Source organism: Geothrix sp. PMB-07, from assembly GCF_030758935.1.
Classification (GTDB): domain Bacteria; phylum Acidobacteriota; class Holophagae; order Holophagales; family Holophagaceae; genus Geothrix.
Genome location: NZ_CP132333.1, coordinates 2922299 through 2940733, shown reverse-complemented (window position 1 = coordinate 2940733; position 18435 = coordinate 2922299). Strand labels below are relative to the sequence as shown.

Below are 18435 nucleotides of genomic sequence, written 5' to 3'. Positions count from 1 at the left end.
CGTCACCTGGATATTTGGAGATCGGCGCATGAGCGAGTCCCCCGCCCGCAAGCCCTCGGTGATCAAGAAGCGTTTTCCCTGGGGCTGGCTGATCCTGGGCATCATCGGCGTCGGCGTGGCGGTGGCCATGCTTGCGGCCAAGGGAGCGCCCATGACCGTGGCGGTGTCCTCATCCACGGTGTTCAAGGCCGGGGAGCGCAACCCGCTGGTCACCGCCTCGGGCTACCTGGTGGCCCGCACCCGGGCGACCCTGTCGAGCAAGGTCCTCGGCCGCGTGAGCTGGCTGGGCGTCCAGGAAGGCAGCCGCGTGGTCAAGGGGCAGGTGTTGGCTCGCCTCGAATCACCGGATCTGGCCGCTGCCCGCGATCAGGTGAAGGCGCAGCTCGACCAGGCCAAGGTGGATCTGGATCGTGCCGTGAAGCTGCAAGCCCAGGGCATCCAGGATGTCGCTACCGTGGACAGGCTGCGGAGTCAGAAGCTCACCTTGGAAGCTCAGCTGGCCTACCAGAACGCACTGCTGGACAGCATGGAACTGAAGGCCCCCTTCAGTGGCGTCGTCACCCAGAAACTCTCGGAGGTCGGTGAGACCGTGGCCCCCGGCAGCGCCGGCGGTGCCAACGCCATCAACGCCATCCTGGTCATGGCCGACTTCGACACGCTGGAGGTGGAAGTGGAAGTGAATGAGGCCTCCATCGCCAAGCTCAGCAAGGGCATGCCCGCGGAAGTCCGTGTGGATGCCTTGGATGGGCAGGGGCCCCGCTCCGTTCTGAAGGGCCGGTTGCGCGAAATCTACCCCAGCTCCAACCGCCAGAAAGCCGTGGTCATCGTGCGCGTGGCCTTCGTGGACAAGGATCCGCTGCTGGTGCCCGACATGGGCGCCAAGGTCACCTTCCTGGGCGATGCCTTTGCTCAGGAGGTGGTGGTGCTGGGCCGGGAGCAGGTCAAGAAGTACGAGGGCAAGACCTTCGCCTGGGTGGTGGAGAATGGCCTGGCCGTGCAGAAATTCGTCACGGTGAAGGCGGAGAATCCCATCGGTCTCGAAGTGAGCGGACTGGCCAAAGATGCACAGCTCATCGTGGCACCGCCGGACTCCCTGAAGCCCGGCGCCAAGGTGAAGGTCAAGGGCTGATGAACAGCGACCGCTTCGATCTGGGCGGAGGCGAGCCCATCATCACCCTGCGAGACATCGCCAAGAGTTATTGGCGGGAGGATCTGGAAATCCCGGTGCTGCAGGGCATCGATCTGGAGATCCCCGCAGGTGCCTACGTGGCCCTGATGGGGCCCTCGGGCAGCGGGAAGACCACCCTGCTCAACCTCATCGCAGGCATCGACCGGCCCACGGGCGGTTCACTGGAAGTCTGCGGTCATGAGTTGAACAATCTGGATGACGATCAACTGGCCTCCTGGCGGAACCTCCACGTGGGTTTCATCTTTCAGAACTACAACCTGGTGCCGGTGCTGAACGCCTTTGAAAACGTGGAGCTGCCCCTGCTGATCACGGGCGCAGGGCGCGGCGAACGCCGCGACCGGGTGGAGCAGGCGCTGACGCTGGTGAACCTCACGGACCGGATGCGCAACTATCCGCGCCAGCTCAGCGGCGGCCAGGAACAGCGGGTGGCCATTGCCCGGGCCATCGTCACCGACCCTGATCTGCTGGTGGCCGACGAGCCCACCGGCGCCCTGGATGCGAAAAACGCGGAGGAAGTGCTGGCCCTCATGGAGCAGCTCAATGCAGAACTGGGCAAGACCATCGTCATGGTGACCCACGATCCGAAAGCCGCGCATCACGCGCGGCACCAGATCCACCTGGAGAAGGGCGTGCTCGACAAGGCTGTGGAGGTGAACCGGTGAGTCCTCGTGCCGCGCGTGAGCATCACGGAGGCTCCACCTCCGCCGAGCCGCGGAGCGGCGAGCGGGAGCAGAGCGCGGGGCGCTCTGCGATAGGTGGAGGGCATCAGATCCACCTCGAGAAAGGCGTGCTCGACCGCACGGTGGAGGTGAACCGGTGAGGCCGGAGCAGGAGCGGAGGGCCACGGTCCGCAGGACCGCCCGGATAGGGCGCGGCCTAGGACGGGCCGCGTGATGCGCTGGCTGGCGCTCATCTGGAAGAGCCTCATGCGCTCCAAGCGGCGCACCCTGCTCATCGTGGGCAGCCTCATCCTGTCCGTGTTTACGGTGGCGGTCCTGCAAAGCCTGCTCACCACCCTGGATTCGATCACCAACAACCCCAATTCCAGCAACCGGCTGGTGGTGCGCCACAAGAGCGGCCTCACGCAGATGCTGCCCCGCAGCTACGAGGCCTACCTCCGCCAGCAACCGGAGGTGGAGACGGTTTGCGCGCTGCAATGGTTCGGCGGCTACTATCAGGACCCCCGCAACTTCTTCGCGAACTTCGCCAGTGACGAAACCACGATCTTCCAGATCTTCCGGGAGGAGTTCGGCGCCTCCGGCATCACCGAAGCCCAGATGAAGGACTACCTGCGGGATGGCGCAGGCTGCATTGTCGGTGAAAGCCTGGCCAAGAAGAACGGCTGGAAGGTGGGCGATGTGGTGCCGCTCACGGGTACCATTTTTCCCATCAACCCACGCCTCACCATCCGTCTCATCTTCAAGAGCCCCAAGGCCTCGGATGAGAACGCCCTGCATTTCCACTACAAGGTGCTGGAGGAGGGCGTGCCCTACATGAAGGGGCTCTGCGGCTCCTTCTGGGTGCGGGCCCGGCGGCCCGAGGACATTCCCCGGCTTATCGAGCGCGTGGACCGCCACTATGCCAACAGTGCCTACGAGGCGCTCACGGAAACGGAGAACGCCTTCAATCTGGCCTTCGTGAAGATGCTCGGCAACATCGGCGCCATCATCCAGGGCATCACCGCAGCAGTGGTGGTGGCCATCCTCATCGTCACGGGCAACACCATGGCCACGGCCATCCGCGAGCGCACCACGGAGATCGCCGTGTTCCGGGCCATGGGCTTCTCATCGGGGCGCGTGCTGAGCCTGCTGCTGGCGGAAGGCGTGCTGCTGGTGGGCGTGGGCGGCTTCCTGGGCGTGCTGCTGGCCAACCTGGCCGCGGGCGGCGTGCGGGCCTCCCTGGGCGCGGCCATGCCCTTCTTCGCTGACTTCGCCATCCTGCCTGACACTGTGGCGGCCTGCATGGGCGGCGCTCTGGCCATCGGCGTGCTGGCCACCTTCATCCCGGCCTACTCGGCCACGCGGCGCCCCATCACCGAGGGCCTGAAGGCGGTGGGCTGATGCTGGGATTCCTGCTCGCCGCGCCCTTCCTGGCCTACCTGGCCTGGCTGGTCTGGGCGCTCGTGGCCTACCCGATTCCCCTGGGCTACAACCTGCGCTCCCTGTGGCAGCGCAAGCTCTCCAGCTTCAGCACGGCCGCTGCCATCGCCCTGGTGGTGGGCATCTTCGTGGTGGTGCTGAGCCTTGCCCAAGGGCTTTCCCAGGCCTTCGTCAGCAGCGGTCGGCCTGATCAGGCCCTGGTGCTGCGGCCCAATGCCCGCTTCGAACTCAACAGCTCCATCGAGCGGGACCGCATGCGCATCCTCAAGGTGCACCCCCTGCTCAAGCGCTTGGGCAGCGAGCCCATGGCCAGCGCCGAGGTGGTGGTGGTGAAGCTCTTCCCCATGGCCGACGGCACAGATACGAACGTGACCATCCGGGGGCTCGAAGGCATGGGCATCGCCATGCGGCCTCAGGTCCACTTGATCCAGGGCCGGTGGTTCCGCCCCGGACTCAGCGAGGTGGTGGTGCCCCGCAAGATGCAGGGCCGCTTCCCGGGCATGGAGGTGGGCAGGAGCCTTCGCATGGGCGGCCGGGACTGGCAGATTGTCGGCGCCTTCGAGGCGGGCGGCGCCAGCTACGAGAGCGAAGTCTGGTCGGATGTGAACGATGTGATGCAGGCCTTCCGCCGGGATTCCTACTCGGCCATGCTGGCTCGGCTTGAGAATGCCTCGCGCCTGGAGGGTTTCGCGAAGGCGGTGGAGGCCGACAAGCGGCTGCAGCTTGAGACGGTTCGGGAGACGGACTACTTCAAGGAACTCACCAAGGCGGGCGACCCCATCAAGATTCTCGGCAACCTCATCACGCTCATCCTCACGGGAGCAGCGATCTTTGCGGCCATGAACACCATGTACGCGGCTGTGGCCGGGCGCACGAAGGAGATCGGCACCCTGCGGGCCCTGGGCTTCCGCCAGCGGGAGATCCTGGCCAGCTTCCAGTGGGAGAGCATCTTCCTCTGTCTGGCAGGCGGGCTTCTGGGCTCAGGCCTGGCCCTCTTCGCCAATGGCATCCAGACCGGCACCACCAGCTTCGAGACCTTCAGCGACGTGAGCTTCGCCTTCACGATCACTCCTGGGCTCATGGCCCAGGGCGTGGCCTTCAGCCTGGTGATGGGGCTGCTGGGGGGCTTTTTGCCGGCCTGGCGGGCCAGCCGCATTCCGTTGACCGAGGCCATGAAGGGAGGGTGAAGTCGCAGCTAAAGCATTCAAAAGGGAACAGGTAAAGGCTGCAGCCTTGACGGCCATCACTTTGCGATGCACATTAAAGGTGCGATTTTTCTCCTAACCCGGAGGCCCTTGTGGACCGTGAACTGCTGAAGGGCAGCACCCCGTTGCTGCTGTTGTCCTTGCTCTGCGAGGGGCCCATGTACGGCTATCAGATCATCGAGACGGTCCGTCAGCGCACGGGAGGGAGCTACACGCTGAAGGAAGGGGCCCTGTACCCGGCGCTCCACAAGCTGGAAGCCACCGAGTTCATCGCCTCCTACTGGGAGACCCAGGAAAATGGCCGGGAGCGCCGCTACTACGCCATCCAGCCTGCGGGCCTCTCCTTCCTGGAGGCCAAGAAGCAGGAGTGGAATCAGTTCGTGGACATGGTCCAGGCCTTTGTGGGACCCAAGGTCTAGGCTGGACCAGCCGTGTCCCGGGCGCTGAATGCCTATCTCGCTCAGGTGGACTCCGGTTTCCGGGGCCTCTCCAGGCGGCGGCGGCTGACCCTGATCCGCGAGCTGGAAGCCCACCTGCAGGATGAAGCAGAAGCGCGGGGCATCGACTCCGAATCGGCCATGTCGGCCATGCTTTCAGAGAAAGAACACCCCAGTTTGCTGGCCGAAGAGCTCAGCGCAGGGGAGGGGCAGGACGCCACCCACAGAGGCGGCACGGCCCTGGCCGCAGGCATGATCATCGGCCTCGCCACCGGCGGCCACATGTGGTTCGAGGGGTGGCGCTGGTACATCTGCCTGGCTTTCGCCGCCGCACAGGGCCTGGCGGTGGGTGCCGGGTATTTCTGGGTGCGCCGTCACTGGCTGCGCCTCAATCCATGGGCCCGCACCCTGGTGGCCGTGTTGATCACGTCGCTGCTGTCAATTCCCTTGGGCTTCACCACCCATCATGGCTTCAAGCCCACCCGCCTGCTGTACGGGGCCTTCACCGGTTACCTGCTGGAGCGTCACAGCCAGGAGCGCCCCCTCTGGGAAACCCTGCTGGAACCGGCCCTGTTCACGGCCCTCATGTTCATCCTCGAGGCGGGTATTCTCGGCCGCATCCGGTTCCAGTGGTGGAAGGTGCCTTTGGAGTTGAGCTTCAACGCCACCCTGCTGCTGAGCGTGATGCTGGCCAACCGGTTCAAGCGCATGCTGGCCGAGCGTCGGGTGTTGACGCCCCAGGAGCAGGGGGGCTCACTCTAGGAATCCCCCTTGAGTCAGAAGGGCTCCGGCGGTAGACTGGCTGTCTTGCGTGGACAAGCCGCGTGCAGATACCCCGCCCATGGGGGCATCCGGTCGGTCCCAGGAGGAAGAGATGAAAGAGAACATGCATCCCGAACTTCACGAAGTGAAGGTTCACTGCGCCTGCGGCAACGAGTTCATGACGCGCTCCACCAAGAAGGAGCTGCGCGTGGAAATCTGCTCGAACTGCCACCCCTACTTCACGGGCAAGCAGCGCCTGATGGACACCGAAGGCCGTGTGGAGAAGTTCAACAAGAAGTATGCGAAGAAGGAAGTCGCGGTCGTCGAAGCGGCGCCCGAGGCCCCTGCGACCACCGAAGCCTAGCTACCTTGTTCCAAAGAACGGGCCGAGTGATCGGCCCGTTCTTTGTTTATATTCTCCGGGGGTTCCTCGCTTCGCGAACACCCCCGGACCCCCGCGCCCCGCCCCGGCAAAGCCGGTCCAGGGCTGGTGCTCTCCCCAGGGAGTGCCGCATGAACTGGGAGGTGGATCATGCTCGACCAACTTGAAGCCGTTGAAGCCCGCTTCCAGGAAGTGGAGGCGCAGCTGCAGGATTCGGCCGTGGTGTCGGATCCCAAGCGCCTGCGGGAGCTGTCCAAGCTCCGTGCGGAACTGGAGCCTGTGGTGCTGGCCTTTCAGGGGCAGCGCAACCTGCTCAAACAGCTGGAGGAGGCCGAGGCCATCCTGGGCGACAAGTCCATGGATGCGGATCTCCGCGAGATGGCTGAGATGGAGATCCCCGACCTGAAAACGGCCATCGCCGCGGGTGAGACCGAGATCCGCCGCCTGCTGGTTCCCAAGGACCCTGCCGACTCGAAAAACGTGATCCTCGAAGTACGGGCTGGCACCGGCGGCGAAGAAGCGGCGCTCTTCGCGGCGGAGATCTTCCGCATGTACATCCGCTTTGCCGAGCGCCGGGGCTTCAAGGTTTCCGTGCTCGATGAAAGCGATGCCGATGCGGGCGGGCTCAAGGATGCCACCGCCGAGATCCAGGGCGAGGGGGCCTACAGCCTGTTCCGGTTCGAGAGCGGCGTGCACCGTGTCCAGCGGGTGCCCAAGACCGAAACCCAGGGCCGCATCCACACCTCAGCCTGCACCGTGGCGGTCATGCCCGAGGCCGAAGAGGTGGACATCGAGATCCATCAGAAGGACCTGCGCATCGACACGTTCTGTTCGGGTGGCAAGGGCGGTCAGAGCGTGAACACCACCTACTCGGCCGTGCGCCTCACCCACCTCCCCACCAACACGGTGGTGCAGTGCCAGGACGAGCGCAGCCAGATCAAGAACATGGCCAAGGCCATGACCGTGCTCCGCAGCCGCCTGCTCCAGAAGGCCCAGGACGAGGCCGACGCCATCCACTCGGCCATGCGCAAGTCCCAGGTGGGCAGTGGCGACCGCAGCGAGAAGATCCGCACCTACAACTTTCCCCAGGGCCGCGTGACCGATCACCGCATCGGCGTGACCATCCACCAGATCGACAGCTTCATGGGTGGCCAGATCGAGCCCATCCTCGAACCCCTGCGCTCCGCGTTCGAAGCCGAGCGGCTCCAGGCGCTGGAGGCCTGAAGGGGCGAGTCTCCTTTTGTGCCGTGACATGCAAAATCGGGAGGCCATGCCTCCCGATTTTGTTGACTGCCGACCGCAAGACGGAAGCGGCTACTTCTTCAGCGTGACCCGCTCCGGGGTGGTGAGGCTGAAGGAGACGGGCTTGGTATTGGGGATGCGGATGACGGTGTCCGCGGTGCCGGCGGCCAGGGCCGTGCCGGCGGCGGCGCCCAGGGCCGCTCCCCCCAGGGCGTGGTCGTTCTTGTGGTTCTTGTCCGAGAGAATGCCGATCAGGGCGCCCAGGGCCGCACCGCCGCCGATGTACTTGGCGTTGCGCTCGCCCTTGGCGGTGGCGACCACCACGTGGGTGTCGGTGTCGATGCCGACCCCGGCGATTTCCGTCAGGCGAATGCCCAGGGCTCCCTGGCCATTGCTGAGGCGTCCGGCCGCGGCGCTCTGGGTGATGACACCGCGGGCGGGGCTGCCAGCGCTCCACACCAGCTTGCCATCCTGGACGATGTCGGCGGCGAGCGCGCCTTCCCAGGCATCCCCGGCCTGATCCTTCTCAGTGCTGAGTTCGCGGGCGAGGCTGATTTCCAGCTTCGTGCCGGTGGGCACCTCCACCACGATGGGCTTAGGATCTTCGCGGGGCGCGGGTGCCTGGGCCAGGGTGAGGGCCTCCTGCTTCTTGATCTCGGCACGCTTCTTCGCGTCGGCGACCTGGCGCTCCAGGGCCTTCACCTGGGATTTGGTGAGGTGCTGGACCGTGTCGGCCTCTCCGCCGACCGTCTTGCCGGACTTGGCCTCGGCCAGCTGCTGTTCCAGCAGGGCCACCTTGGTTTCGGCGGCCTTGGCCGCTTCTTCGGCTTGAATGGCCGCCTGGCTCTTGTGGTTGCAGGCGGACGTGAGAACCAGCGCGGCGGCGATGGCCAGGTGGGGCAGGGGGAAACGCATGGAGCCTCCATGGGAAGGTGGGGGGTGCCGTATAGTATGGCATCCCGACAGGGATCCTCCGATGGCCCGACCCAAAACCGACCCCCACCTCAACCTTCGCGGCGAATCTGTGCTGCGCACCCTCATCGAGACCTACCTCGAAGAGGGCGAGCCCGTGGGCTCGCGGCTGCTGGCCAAGCGGTACCCGGAACCCCTCTCCAGCGCCACCATCCGCAACGTGCTGTCGGATCTCGAAGATGAATCCATGGTGGCGCAACCGCACACCTCCGCGGGACGGATCCCCACGGAGCGGGCCTACCGGTACTACCTGGACCGGTGGATGACCTCCCGTCCCCTGGGGCCTGAGTTGGAAGGGCGGTTGTCGTCGACTTTGGAGGGCCTGGACACCGATCCAGAGGCCTGGGCCCGGCATGCGAGCCGCACCCTGGCGGAGGTCATGGGCGGTGTTTGCGTGGCCCTGCCGCTGCCGCTCACCCAGAGCCGCCTGGTGCGACTGGAGTTCATCCCCGTCCCACCGGGACGGCTGGTGGCGGTATGGGTGGGCAGCCTGGGCGAGGTGGAGCACCGCCTCATGGAGAATCCTTGGAACCACTCTGAAGCGGTGCTGACGGAGCTGGGGAACTACGCGACGGCGCACTTCTCGGGGCTGACCCTCGGAGAGATGCGGTCGCGCCTTCTGGAGGCCCTCCGGGCGGGCGTGCAGGAAGGCGAGAGCATCCGCGGCCGCCTTCAAGAGCTGGCCGCTCGCTGGCCTGAGGGCTCGCATGAAACGGATCCCCCGGTTCTGGTGTCGGGCCTGGGCCGTCTGGGCGAGTTGCCTGAATTCGAGGATCTGCCGCGGTTCCGTGACCTGGTGGCCGCCTTTGAGGAGCACGGCCGGTTGGCCAAACTGCTGAATGCGTTTGCGGGCCGGGCCTCCGAGGATGTTCAGTTCCTGCTGGGTACCGAGAACCCGTACTTCGAAACCTGGCCACTGGCCACCGCCGTCCGAACGGTAGCTCTGGGGCCCTCTGGATTCGTCACCTTCGCGCTGGTGGGGCCGCTCCGCATGGATTACGGGCGGGTCATGGGTGGCCTGCAGTGGTGGTCGCGGCAAGTGCAGAGGCGGCGCGGGCAGGCCTGATTCTTGGTTTTCCGGCCTGGCCCACGCGCCTGGGCGAGCCCTAAAGCATTCCCGGCCCTTGCGGGAACTGCTTATACTGCTGCGATGCCAAACGATGTTCCCAAGCCGTCCGAATCCGTTCCAGCCTCCCATTCCGGTGAACCGGAAGACCTGGTGGACCTCAATCTGGATGACAGCCCAGATGCCGATCTCCAGGCAGTCGCCGATGAAGTCGCCTCGGAATACCACACCCAGGTGGTTCCCGAGATGGATCTCCCCGAACTGATTCAGCCTGCGGCTGAACCGGAATCGCGGGTCGATCTTGAGTCCGCGCTGACTGAGGCTGAGCGTCAGATGGAGGATCTGCTCCGGCGCGAAGCGGAGCTGATGGATCAGCAGCGCCGCCTCGCGGCGGACTTCAACAACTTCCGCAACCGGGCCCAGCGCGACATCGCCCTGGCCGTGGAGCAGGCGGAACGGAAGATCCTCCTGGAAATGCTTCCCGTTTTTGACAATTTCGAGCGGGGCATGAGTGCCACCTACCAGGATGTGGAATCCTTCCGTTCTGGTGTGGAGCTCATCCGCAAGCAGTTCCTGGAAGCCATGCGCAAGGTGCATGTGGAGCCGCTGCCCCTCCAGGTGGGCGATCCTTTCGATGCCCTCAATGCCGAAGCCCTCACCACCTTCTCCGATCCCAACCTTCCCGATGGCGCGGTGGCGGCCATCTACGAAAGGGGCTTCAACCTCAAGGGGCAGCTCCTGCGAGCTGCCCGGGTGGTGGTGAACCGCATCCATGATGCGTGAAAAAAACTGGTTAAGTTGAAGGCAAGTGCTGGATGCTCCACTGATATGTCATACGATAATTGGACGCGACCCCTGGAGTTCGACCCATGGCAGGTAAACTGATCGGCATTGACTTGGGCACGACCAATAGCTGCGTTTGCGTCATGGAAGGCGGCGATTCCCGGGTGATTCCCAACCGCGAGGGAAGCCGAACAACCCCGTCCGTGGTGGCTTTCACCGACAAGGGCGATGTCCTGGTCGGGCACATCGCCAAGCGCCAGGCTGTCACCAACCCTCAGCGCACCCTCTTCGCGGTCAAGCGTCTCATCGGTCAGCGGTTCCAGTCCCCCAAGGTGCAGAGCGCCATTTCCCGCCTGCCCTTTCCTGTGGTTGCGGCGCCCAACGGCGACGCCTGGCTGCGCGTGGGCGAGCGCGACTACGCGCCTCCTGAAGTCTCGGCCATCGTGCTGCGCTCCCTGAAGCAGGCGGCCGAGGCCTTCCTTCACGAAGAAGTCACGGATGCCGTCATCACGGTTCCCGCCTACTTCGACGACGCCCAGCGCCAGGCCACCAAGGATGCCGGCAAGATCGCCGGATTGAATGTTCAGCGCATCATCAACGAGCCCACGGCGGCTGCCTTGGCCTACGGCTTCAACAAGAAGAACGTGAAGCAGATCCTGGGCATCTACGACTTTGGCGGCGGCACCATCGATTTCACGCTCATGGAGATGAACGACGGTGTGTTCGAGGTGCTGGCCACCAGCGGCGACACCTTCCTCGGTGGCGAAGACATCGATCAGGTCATCCAGAACTGGCTCGTGCAGCAGTTCCGCGAGAAGACCAACATCGACCTCTCCGGTGACCGCATGGCGCTCCAGCGCCTCAAGGAAGCCAGCGAAAAGGCCAAGTGCGAGCTGTCCACCCTGGACCGGGTGGAAATCCGCCTGCCCTTCATCGCGCAGGGGCCCACGGGGCCCCAGCACCTCGAAGCGGCGCTCACCCGCGAACAGCTCGAGGACATGGTTAAAGATCTCGTCGAGCAGACCCTCGTGCCCATCCAGGACGCCCTGGAGCAGGGCGGCAAGACGCCCAAGCAGCTGGATGAGGTCATCCTGGTGGGCGGGCAAACCCGCATGCCCCTGGTGCAGCGCCTGGTGCGCGATTTCTTCGGCAAGGAGCCCAACCGCAGCATCAACCCAGATGAAGTGGTGGCCCTGGGCGCCTCCATCCAGGGCGCCGTGCTCAAGGGCGACATCAAGGATCTGGTGCTGCTGGACGTCACACCCCTTTCTTTGGGCATCGAAACCCAGGGCGGCGGTTTCGTGAAGATCATTCCGCGCAACGCCACCATCCCCATGCGGGATGCCCGTACCTTCACCACGGTCACTGACAACCAGAGCCGGGTGGAGATCCATGTCCTGCAGGGCGAGCGTGAGCTCTCCGAGCACAACAAGAGCCTGGGCCGGTTCGACCTCATCAACCTGCCACCCCTCCCCAAAGGTGTGCCGCAGATCGAGGTGGCCTTTGACATCGATTCCAACGGCATCGTGACCGTGTCCGCCCGGGATTTGATGACCGGCCTCGAACAGAGCATGAGCATCCGGCCCAGTTCCGGTCTCTCCGAGCTGGAGATTCAGCGGATGATCCGCGAGGCCCTGGCCAATGCCGAGACCGATGTGAAGAAGCGGGATGCGATGAAATACATCGCTTCGGCAGAAGGCCTCATCTTCTCCTGCGACAAGAGCTTCATCGAATGCGGCAAGTACCTCACGGATGCGCAGCAGTCCCAGGTGCGGGACGTGCTCTCCCGGGCGCGCCTGGCCGTGGCCTCCCAGGACTCCGATGCGCTCCGGGCCTGCGAGACCCAGCTGCTGGAGGCCCAGAACCTGCTCACCGAGGCGGTTCTGGCTGCCAGCGAAGCCATGATGGCCAGCCTGGATGGCGAGGACGAAGGCGCCGTTCCGCCCAACTAGAGGGCCCGCATCGGCTATCCTGGAAGTTCAGGATGGGATGATGAAACGCGACTACTACGAAGTGCTCGGTGTCTCCAAGGAGGCCGGGGCGGATGAACTGAAGAAGGCCTACCGCAAGCTGGCCATGGAACTGCACCCCGACCGCAATCCGGGCAACAAGGAGGCGGAGGAGAAGTTCAAAGAGGCGGCCGAGGCCTACAGCGTGCTGTCGGACGCCGAGAAGCGGAAGGTCTACGATCAGTTCGGCCATGCGGGGCTGGGCGGCGCCGGTGGCGGCGGCCAGCAGTTCCAGTTCGATCCGAACCAGTTCGCGGATTTCGAGGACATCCTGGGCAGCTTCTTCGGAGGGGGCCTCTTCGGGGATCTCTTCGGCGGTGGCGGCCGGCGCCGTGCCAATGGCGAGGAGCGGGGCTCGGATCTGCAGTACAACCTGAAGCTCAGCTTCCAGGACGCCATCTTCGGCAAGGAGGCGGTGGAGCTCTCCATTCCCCGGCTCGAAGCCTGCGAGACCTGCCACGGCTCCGGCTGCGAGGCGGGGACGCGGGCGGAAACATGCCCCCAGTGCCGGGGCGCGGGCCAGGTGGCCGTGCGCCAGGGGTTCTTCCAGATGCTGGCCCAGTGCCCGCGCTGCGAAGGGCGCGGTCGCATCATTCCCAAGCCCTGCCGCAGCTGCCACGGCGAGGGGCGGGTTCACAAGAAGGCCAAGGTCAGCTTCAAGGTCCCTGCCGGCGTGGACCGTGGCACCCGGTTGCGGTTGCAGAACCAGGGTGAGGCGGGCCGCTCCGGCGGGCGCACCGGTGACTTGTATGTGGTGTTCGACGTGGAACCCGATGCGCGCTATGAGCGGGACGGCAGCGATCTGCACCGCCGCCTCGAGGTGCACTGGCCCCTGCTGGTGACCGGCGGCACCCTTGAAGTGGAGACGCCCTACGGCTCAGACAAAGTGAAGCTGGCCCCGGGCACCCCCGCCGACCACGTGGTGAAGCTGGTGAACGCGGGCGTCCCGCGTCTGCAGAGCAGCGGCCGCGGTGACCTCTACCTCCACCTCCGGGTGGCGGTGCCGAAGTCCCTCACGGCGGAGCAGAAAGAACTGGTGGAACAGCTGCGCCGCAGTCTGGAAGGCGAGACCGCCGAAGGCGAGGAAGAAGGGTTCCTGGCCAAGGTGTTCGGTTCCGAAAAGGCCAAGAAGAAAAAGCGGAAGTAGACCTTCTCAACCCGCGACGATCACGCGGCCCTTGCCTTCGCGCTTGGCCCGCAGCAGGGCGTGGTCGGCCTGTTCGATGAGGTGTCCCGCGCCATCCGCGTGTTCCGGGAAGGCCGCCACCCCGGCGCTGAGGGATACCTGGAGGGATTCTTCTCCGAACATCAGGGGCTGCTCCCGGACGGTTTGGAGCAGGCGCTCGCCCAGCTTGAGGGCACCCGTGGAGGTGGTGCCGGGCATGAGGATGCAGAACTCGTCGCCTCCATAGCGGTAGAGGCGATCATGGGCGCGGCAGAGCCGCTGGGCGGTGCGGGCCACGGTTTCCAGCAACAGGCTGCCGGCGGGGTGGCCATGGTGGGTGTTGACGCGCTTCAGATCGTCCACGTCGATGAAGAGGAGGGCCAGGGGCTCGGACTTGGTGGCGGCGGAACGCACAGACTGGGGCAGTTCCGCCTCCAGGCAGCGCCGGTTCTGGGCCACCGTGAGATCGTCTTTGAAGGACAGGGCGCGGCTTTCCTCCAGGCGCCAGGCGTTGAGCAGCAGCGGTTCCATGTCGTCGAAGCCGTGGAGGAACAGCTCCGACATCTCCTTGGGCTCTGCCAGCCGCAGGATGCCAAGCTGTTCCGAGGGGGCCAGCAGGAAGGCTTCGCCCCGTCGCACCAGTTCGGCCGCTTCCTGGCGGGGCAGGGGGGCTTCCGGGAAGATGCCATCGCCGGCCCGTTGGTAGAACGTATCGTCCTTGCGCAGCCAGATGGCGCCACCCTGGGCACCGGAGAGCCGCACGGCGCGGCCCAGCACCAGCCGCAACAGATCATCCATGGAGGCCAAGTGCATCATCTGGCGCAGCCAACCCTCGCTGCCCAGATCGCGCTGGCGGATGTGCTGCAGGGCCTCGCGGGCGGCCTCGAGGGGCCGATCCTGCAGCAGCACCCAGCCCGGGCGGAGATTCAATACCGCGCTCACTTCTTCGGGATCCGCCTGCTCCACCCACCAAAGGATTTCCGTGCCTTCGGCGGGCACCAGCCGAGCATCCGGGTGTTCGGCCACCAGCACGATGGAGCCGGGTCCGGGGCCTGGGGCGAGGTCGAAGCCCCACTTCAGGAAGGCTGCACGCAGGTTTTCCCCCGCGACGGAGGGGTGGACGTCCAGCCAGTGAATGCGGGGCATGGGGCTCCCTGATGACCTGCTCTTCGGCAGGGAGTGTGGTCCCGCTTAACCCAGGGCCGCTTCGAGGCGGAGGGCGAGGTGCCGGAGGTGGCTCGCCAGTTGATCCAGCGAGGGCATCGGGCCTTCCTTCTGACTGCGCTCGATGCGGATCCAGCGTTTGAGCAGAGCCAGGGCCTGGGGATCGCGCACGCCGAGACGCTTGGAGGTCTGGATCAACATGTGGGAGAGGCGGGTGCGCTCTGCGCCGGAAGGATGATTCTGCAGCTCGGAAATGAGCCGCAGGGCTTCCTGGGCCACCTCCAGATCCTGGCGGATGAGGGGCACCCGGGCATTGATGCGCAGCAGGAAGAGTTCGAGGAAGCGAAGCAGTTCACCCAACAGATCCATGCCCTCGCGCAGGGCCTGGGGCACATCCTGGGGGGATTCGAGCAACTGCCCCATCTCCTCGATGAGGCGCTCGGCCTCTTCACGGTCAGGGCGGCGCATGAGCGGGAATTCGGGGCTCCGCCGGAAGGCCAGGAGGTGGCGAAAGGTGTGCGATAGGCCCAGGGCCAGACGCGGCCAGTCCTGCAGTTCGAGGTGCAGGAGCAGCTGGCCCTGGAGGGGCGGCACCTGCTCCCAGAGGCGCTGAAGCCGAACCCGCAGGCGCTCGCCCTCCTCCATCATGCTGGGGGATTCCGGGAAGAGGCGGTTCTGCACATCAGGTGAGAAGATCCCCACGAGTTCGCCCATGAGCTGCTTCTGGTGGTTCATCAAGAGGGCCCGCAGGTTGTCCAGGGTCAGGGCCAACTGATCGGCATCCTGTCCGGCCAAGGCCTGCTGCAGGAGGCCTCTCAGGGTGCTCTGGTCCTGCTGGAGGCTGAGCACGGCCTGGCGAAGGAAGGCGCGCAGGCGATGCGTTTCGGGCCTGGAGGGGTTCAGCGATTCGCCCCGGGCTGGGTCGTAGGACCGTTCCGCCAGGCGGCTCAGTTCTGATTCCAGCACCAGGAAGGTGGGGACGGCGGCGTAGCGATCCCGCAGGCCCGCACTGGTGGCGGGCTCCAGTGATTCCAGGAGACCCAGCAGGGAAATGTGGCTGGCCAGCGCACGCGCCACCAGGGAGAAGGCGGGCCGATCACTCCGGCGCAGCTGCTGGAGGAGGCGCCGCAGCTCGGGCGGCATGCTGTCCCGGAACAGTTCGGCGTCCATGCGGGGCAGGGACCAGCCCAGGTGGTCCCAGAGCCAGCGCAGACTCCCGCGCACCTGTTCCACGGCGGGCCAATGGATGCCCCGGTCCAAGGGCCGCACCAGGCTGAGACGCAAGTGCGACACCACGTGCTCGAGCAGGAGGAGGGGCTCCACGCGGGAATGGATCTCAGCAGGAATGCAGGATTCCAGGTGTTCCGCCAGGCGAGTGAGTGCTTCCTCCAGTCGGCCCTGCCCCTGGATGGCCCGGTTCACGGCCTTCATCTGGGCATTGAGGCGGGCGACGCTGGCGGCGCCGGGTTCGCTGGCCTGCAGGGCCGCGAGAATGTCACGGAAGGCGTCGCGGTGGTCGGCCAGGAAGGCGGACCAGAGAAGCCGCAGGTTGTTTTGATCCTCGGAAGGGGCCAGCGACATGGCCCGCAGGGAAGCGAGCAGGTCCAGCAGCTGGGTCACCCATTCCGGCTGTTTCAGTTCCGCGAGCAGTTCGCGGTGGGCGGCCTCGGCCTGGTCGCCCAGGCGCCCCAGGCTGTGCAGCATGACCAGGCCCATGGCGTTGCGCGCTTCACCCAGCCTTCGGGGCGAGAACCCATGGAGGAAGGCCAGGAAGAACCCCAGGTTCCGGCGGAGCGCGGCCTGGGCCGGAGATTCCTCGGCCAGCGCCTCCCGCTGCGGGGTGGCCTCGATGAGCGGCTCCAGATCCCGTGCGCCCTCGCGGAGGATGTCTTCAAGCAAGGCCAGGTCGGTCCGCGACAGGCCCTTGTCCCGGACCAACTGCCGGGCCAGCAGCAGTCGCTGGGGCTGGGTGCCTGGAGATGACATGGCAAAAGCATACAATGGTTAGGCCTTCGTCGGCCTTCGCAGGTGTTACCATCGCTTCACCCCAAATCTGGAGGCAGCACGTGGTCAGCAAGCTCGGGGAAATGCTCGTCAAGGCCCAACTCATCACCGAAGCCCAGCTGGACGAGGTGATGAAAATCCAGCGGAGAGAAGGCGGAAAGCTCGGAAGCATCGTGGCCCGGTCCGGTTTCTGCTCGGATCAGGACATCGTGAGCTTCCTTGGCATGCAGTACGGCGTTCCGGCAGCTGATTTGGAACAATGGCCTCCCATCGATTCCAGTGTCATCGCTCTGATCCCCAGGGATCTCGCCCAGCGCCACAAGGTTCTGCCCCTCCAGCGCACTGGCAATGTCTTGACCCTGGCCATGTCCGATCCCACGGACATCTTCGCCATGGATGACGTGAGGTTCCACACGGGCTACAACGTGGATCCCGTCGTGTCGAGCGAGATGGGCCTGGCTCGGGCCGTGGAGAAATACTATGGCGGCAACAGCGCCGTGCGCCTGGCCGACGGCACTGCCAGCCCGCGTAGCGCACAAACCAGCCACGGAGGGGGGGGCGGACCCATGGCTACTGGGACCAGCTCCATGGAAGCCGCCCTGCCTTTCAATGAAGAAGACGAGCATTTCGACCTGTCCGAACTGGAGCAGGAGTTGGATGCGGATGCCGAATTCGACGCCGCGGACGATGATGAAGACAGCGTCAATGTCGGCAACCTCAAGCGGGGCAGCGAGGACGCCCCGGTGGTGAAGCTCGTGAACATGGTGCTCATCGACGCCATCAAGCGGGGCGCCTCGGACATCCACATCGAGCCCTACGAGAAGAACTACCGCATCCGGTTCCGCATCGACGGCATCCTCATGGAGGTCATGCGGCCCAACCTGAAGTTGAAGGATCCGCTGACCTCCCGTGTGAAGATCCTGGCCAAGCTCAACATCGCCGAGCGGCGCTTGCCCCAGGACGGTCGCATCAAGCTGCGCGTCAACATGGCTGGTCGGCAGAAGGTCATCGACTACCGTGTCAGCATCCTGCCCACCCTTTTCGGCGAAAAGATCGTGCTGCGGCTGCTGGACAGCGACAAGCTCATGCTCGACCTCACCAAGCTGGGCTTCGAACCCGAGAGCCTCGAGCGCTGGGACCGCCAGATCTCCAAGCCCTACGGCATGGTGCTGGTGACGGGCCCGACGGGTTCGGGCAAGACGAACACGTTGTATTCCTCCATCGCCAAGCTGAACACGGTGGACACCAACATCATGACGGCCGAGGATCCGGTCGAGTTCAACTTCCCCGGCATCAACCAGGTGCAGATGAAGGAGCAGATCGGCCTCAATTTCGCCGCGGCGCTGCGCTCCTTTCTGCGACAAGATCCCAACATCATCCTGGTGGGCGAGATCCGGGACTTCGAGACGGCCGAGATCGCCATCAAGGCTTCACTCACGGGCCACCTGGTGCTCTCGACCCTGCACACCAACGACGCTCCCAGCACCATCAACCGCCTCATGAACATGGGCGTGGAACCCTTCCTGGTGGCCACCTCGGTGAACATCATCTGCGCCCAGCGTCTGGTGCGAAGGCTCTGCGCCAGCTGCAAGGCTGTGGATACTCATCACCAGCCGGAGGAGGCCCTCTACAAGGTGGGCTTCACGCCTGAGGAGGTTGCGGCCGGCATCACCTTCTACAAGCCCGTGGGCTGCGAGACCTGCAACAAGCGTGGCTACAAAGGTCGTGTGGGGCTCTATGAGGTGCTGGAGATGTCGGAGACCCTCAAGGACATGATCCTCACCGGCGCCTCGGCCATTGAGATTCGGGAGCAGGGGCAGAAGGAGGGCATGATCACCCTCCGCCGTTCAGGCTGCCGCAAGGTGCTGGATGGTGTCACCACCATCGAAGAAATCATCCGCGAGACGGTTCTCTAAAGAGGTTCTGCGTGAGCGATATCGGCGCCAACTACGTTGC

Annotated in this window: 16 protein-coding genes; 13 read left to right on the top strand and 3 right to left on the bottom strand. The window is 65.2% G+C overall.

The window, feature by feature from the left end:
* The first annotated feature begins 28 nt into the window (after positions 1–28).
* From Q9293_RS12945 to prfA, 8 genes are all read left to right on the top strand, one after another.
* Positions 29–1129, top strand: a complete 1101-nt coding sequence (locus Q9293_RS12945) for an efflux RND transporter periplasmic adaptor subunit (RefSeq protein WP_306247136.1) — start codon at positions 29–31, stop codon at positions 1127–1129.
* Positions 1129–1851 carry an ABC transporter ATP-binding protein gene (locus tag Q9293_RS12940; RefSeq protein ID WP_306247134.1) on the top strand — a complete coding sequence of 241 codons (723 nt, stop codon included), beginning with the start codon at positions 1129–1131 and terminating at the stop codon, positions 1849–1851. The genes Q9293_RS12945 and Q9293_RS12940 overlap by 1 nt, the downstream gene beginning before the upstream one ends.
* 231 nt (positions 1852–2082) lie before the next feature.
* The gene (locus Q9293_RS12935) at positions 2083–3249 is read left to right on the top strand and encodes an ABC transporter permease (protein WP_306252442.1); all 1167 of its coding nucleotides are present in this window, start codon (positions 2083–2085) and stop codon (positions 3247–3249) included.
* Complete coding sequence (locus Q9293_RS12930; RefSeq protein WP_306247132.1) at positions 3249–4475, top strand: ABC transporter permease; 1227 nt, start codon at positions 3249–3251, stop codon at positions 4473–4475. The genes Q9293_RS12935 and Q9293_RS12930 overlap by 1 nt, the downstream gene beginning before the upstream one ends.
* 110 nt (positions 4476–4585) lie before the next feature.
* A complete protein-coding gene (locus Q9293_RS12925) occupies positions 4586–4912 on the top strand; it encodes a PadR family transcriptional regulator (protein ID WP_306247130.1) in 327 nt (108 codons plus the stop codon).
* A gap of 12 nt (positions 4913–4924) precedes the next feature.
* Positions 4925–5692, top strand: coding sequence for a hypothetical protein (locus Q9293_RS12920; protein ID WP_306247128.1), 768 nt, complete (start codon positions 4925–4927; stop codon positions 5690–5692).
* A gap of 112 nt (positions 5693–5804) precedes the next feature.
* A complete protein-coding gene (rpmE, locus tag Q9293_RS12915; protein ID WP_306247126.1) occupies positions 5805–6056 on the top strand; it encodes a 50S ribosomal protein L31 in 252 nt (83 codons plus the stop codon).
* Positions 6057–6224: 168 nt separating this feature from the next.
* Positions 6225–7298 carry a peptide chain release factor 1 gene (prfA, locus tag Q9293_RS12910; RefSeq protein WP_306247124.1) on the top strand — a complete coding sequence of 358 codons (1074 nt, stop codon included), beginning with the start codon at positions 6225–6227 and terminating at the stop codon, positions 7296–7298.
* 90 nt (positions 7299–7388) lie between these two features.
* On the opposite strand, the gene Q9293_RS12905 is transcribed toward prfA, so the two are convergent.
* Positions 7389–8231: a hypothetical protein gene (locus Q9293_RS12905; RefSeq protein WP_306247123.1), complete on the bottom strand. Its 843-nt coding sequence runs from the start codon at positions 8229–8231 to the stop codon at positions 7389–7391.
* Positions 8232–8292: 61 nt separating this feature from the next.
* Between Q9293_RS12905 and hrcA the strand changes: the two genes are divergently transcribed.
* From hrcA to dnaJ, 4 genes are all read left to right on the top strand, one after another.
* Positions 8293–9354 carry a heat-inducible transcriptional repressor HrcA gene (gene hrcA / locus Q9293_RS12900; RefSeq protein ID WP_306247121.1) on the top strand — a complete coding sequence of 354 codons (1062 nt, stop codon included), beginning with the start codon at positions 8293–8295 and terminating at the stop codon, positions 9352–9354.
* A gap of 153 nt (positions 9355–9507) precedes the next feature.
* Positions 9508–10137, top strand: coding sequence for a nucleotide exchange factor GrpE (locus Q9293_RS12895; protein WP_306247119.1), 630 nt, complete (start codon positions 9508–9510; stop codon positions 10135–10137).
* Between the two features lie 86 nt (positions 10138–10223).
* The gene (gene dnaK / locus Q9293_RS12890; RefSeq protein WP_306247117.1) at positions 10224–12089 is read left to right on the top strand and encodes a molecular chaperone DnaK; all 1866 of its coding nucleotides are present in this window, start codon (positions 10224–10226) and stop codon (positions 12087–12089) included.
* 37 nt (positions 12090–12126) lie between these two features.
* Positions 12127–13293: a molecular chaperone DnaJ gene (dnaJ, locus tag Q9293_RS12885; RefSeq protein WP_306247115.1), complete on the top strand. Its 1167-nt coding sequence runs from the start codon at positions 12127–12129 to the stop codon at positions 13291–13293.
* A gap of 6 nt (positions 13294–13299) precedes the next feature.
* Here dnaJ and Q9293_RS12880 read toward each other — a convergent pair whose 3' ends face one another.
* Together Q9293_RS12880 and Q9293_RS12875 are read right to left on the bottom strand one after the other, a co-directional pair.
* On the bottom strand, positions 13300–14457 hold the full coding sequence (locus Q9293_RS12880) for a GGDEF domain-containing protein (RefSeq protein ID WP_306247113.1): 1158 nt from the start codon (positions 14455–14457) through the stop codon (positions 13300–13302).
* A 45-nt stretch (positions 14458–14502) separates the two neighbouring features.
* Positions 14503–16461 (bottom strand): hypothetical protein, encoded by a 1959-nt coding sequence (locus Q9293_RS12875; RefSeq protein WP_306247111.1) that lies wholly within the window; start codon positions 16459–16461, stop codon positions 14503–14505.
* 80 nt (positions 16462–16541) lie between these two features.
* Here Q9293_RS12875 and Q9293_RS12870 point away from each other — a divergent pair, with 80 nt between their 5' ends.
* Positions 16542–18395 carry a GspE/PulE family protein gene (locus Q9293_RS12870; RefSeq protein WP_306247109.1) on the top strand — a complete coding sequence of 618 codons (1854 nt, stop codon included), beginning with the start codon at positions 16542–16544 and terminating at the stop codon, positions 18393–18395.
* The last annotated feature ends 40 nt before the right edge of the window (positions 18396–18435 follow it).

What these genes read in the sequence shown, in the direction of transcription:
- Q9293_RS12945 (WP_306247136.1), top strand. Translation starts at nt 29, where the DNA reads ATGAGCGAGTCCCCCGCCCGCAAGCCCTCGGTGATCAAGAAGCGTTTT.
- Q9293_RS12940 (WP_306247134.1), top strand. Translation starts at nt 1,129, where the DNA reads ATGAACAGCGACCGCTTCGATCTGGGCGGAGGCGAGCCCATCATCACC.
- Q9293_RS12935 (WP_306252442.1), top strand. Translation starts at nt 2,083, where the DNA reads ATGCGCTGGCTGGCGCTCATCTGGAAGAGCCTCATGCGCTCCAAGCGG.
- Q9293_RS12930 (WP_306247132.1), top strand. Translation starts at nt 3,249, where the DNA reads ATGCTGGGATTCCTGCTCGCCGCGCCCTTCCTGGCCTACCTGGCCTGG.
- rpmE (WP_306247126.1), top strand. Translation starts at nt 5,805, where the DNA reads ATGAAAGAGAACATGCATCCCGAACTTCACGAAGTGAAGGTTCACTGC.
- prfA (WP_306247124.1), top strand. Translation starts at nt 6,225, where the DNA reads ATGCTCGACCAACTTGAAGCCGTTGAAGCCCGCTTCCAGGAAGTGGAG.
- Q9293_RS12905 (WP_306247123.1), bottom strand. Translation starts at nt 8,231, where the DNA reads ATGCGTTTCCCCCTGCCCCACCTGGCCATCGCCGCCGCGCTGGTTCTC.
- hrcA (WP_306247121.1), top strand. Translation starts at nt 8,293, where the DNA reads ATGGCCCGACCCAAAACCGACCCCCACCTCAACCTTCGCGGCGAATCT.
- dnaK (WP_306247117.1), top strand. Translation starts at nt 10,224, where the DNA reads ATGGCAGGTAAACTGATCGGCATTGACTTGGGCACGACCAATAGCTGC.
- dnaJ (WP_306247115.1), top strand. Translation starts at nt 12,127, where the DNA reads ATGATGAAACGCGACTACTACGAAGTGCTCGGTGTCTCCAAGGAGGCC.
- Q9293_RS12880 (WP_306247113.1), bottom strand. Translation starts at nt 14,457, where the DNA reads ATGCCCCGCATTCACTGGCTGGACGTCCACCCCTCCGTCGCGGGGGAA.
- Q9293_RS12875 (WP_306247111.1), bottom strand. Translation starts at nt 16,461, where the DNA reads ATGTCATCTCCAGGCACCCAGCCCCAGCGACTGCTGCTGGCCCGGCAG.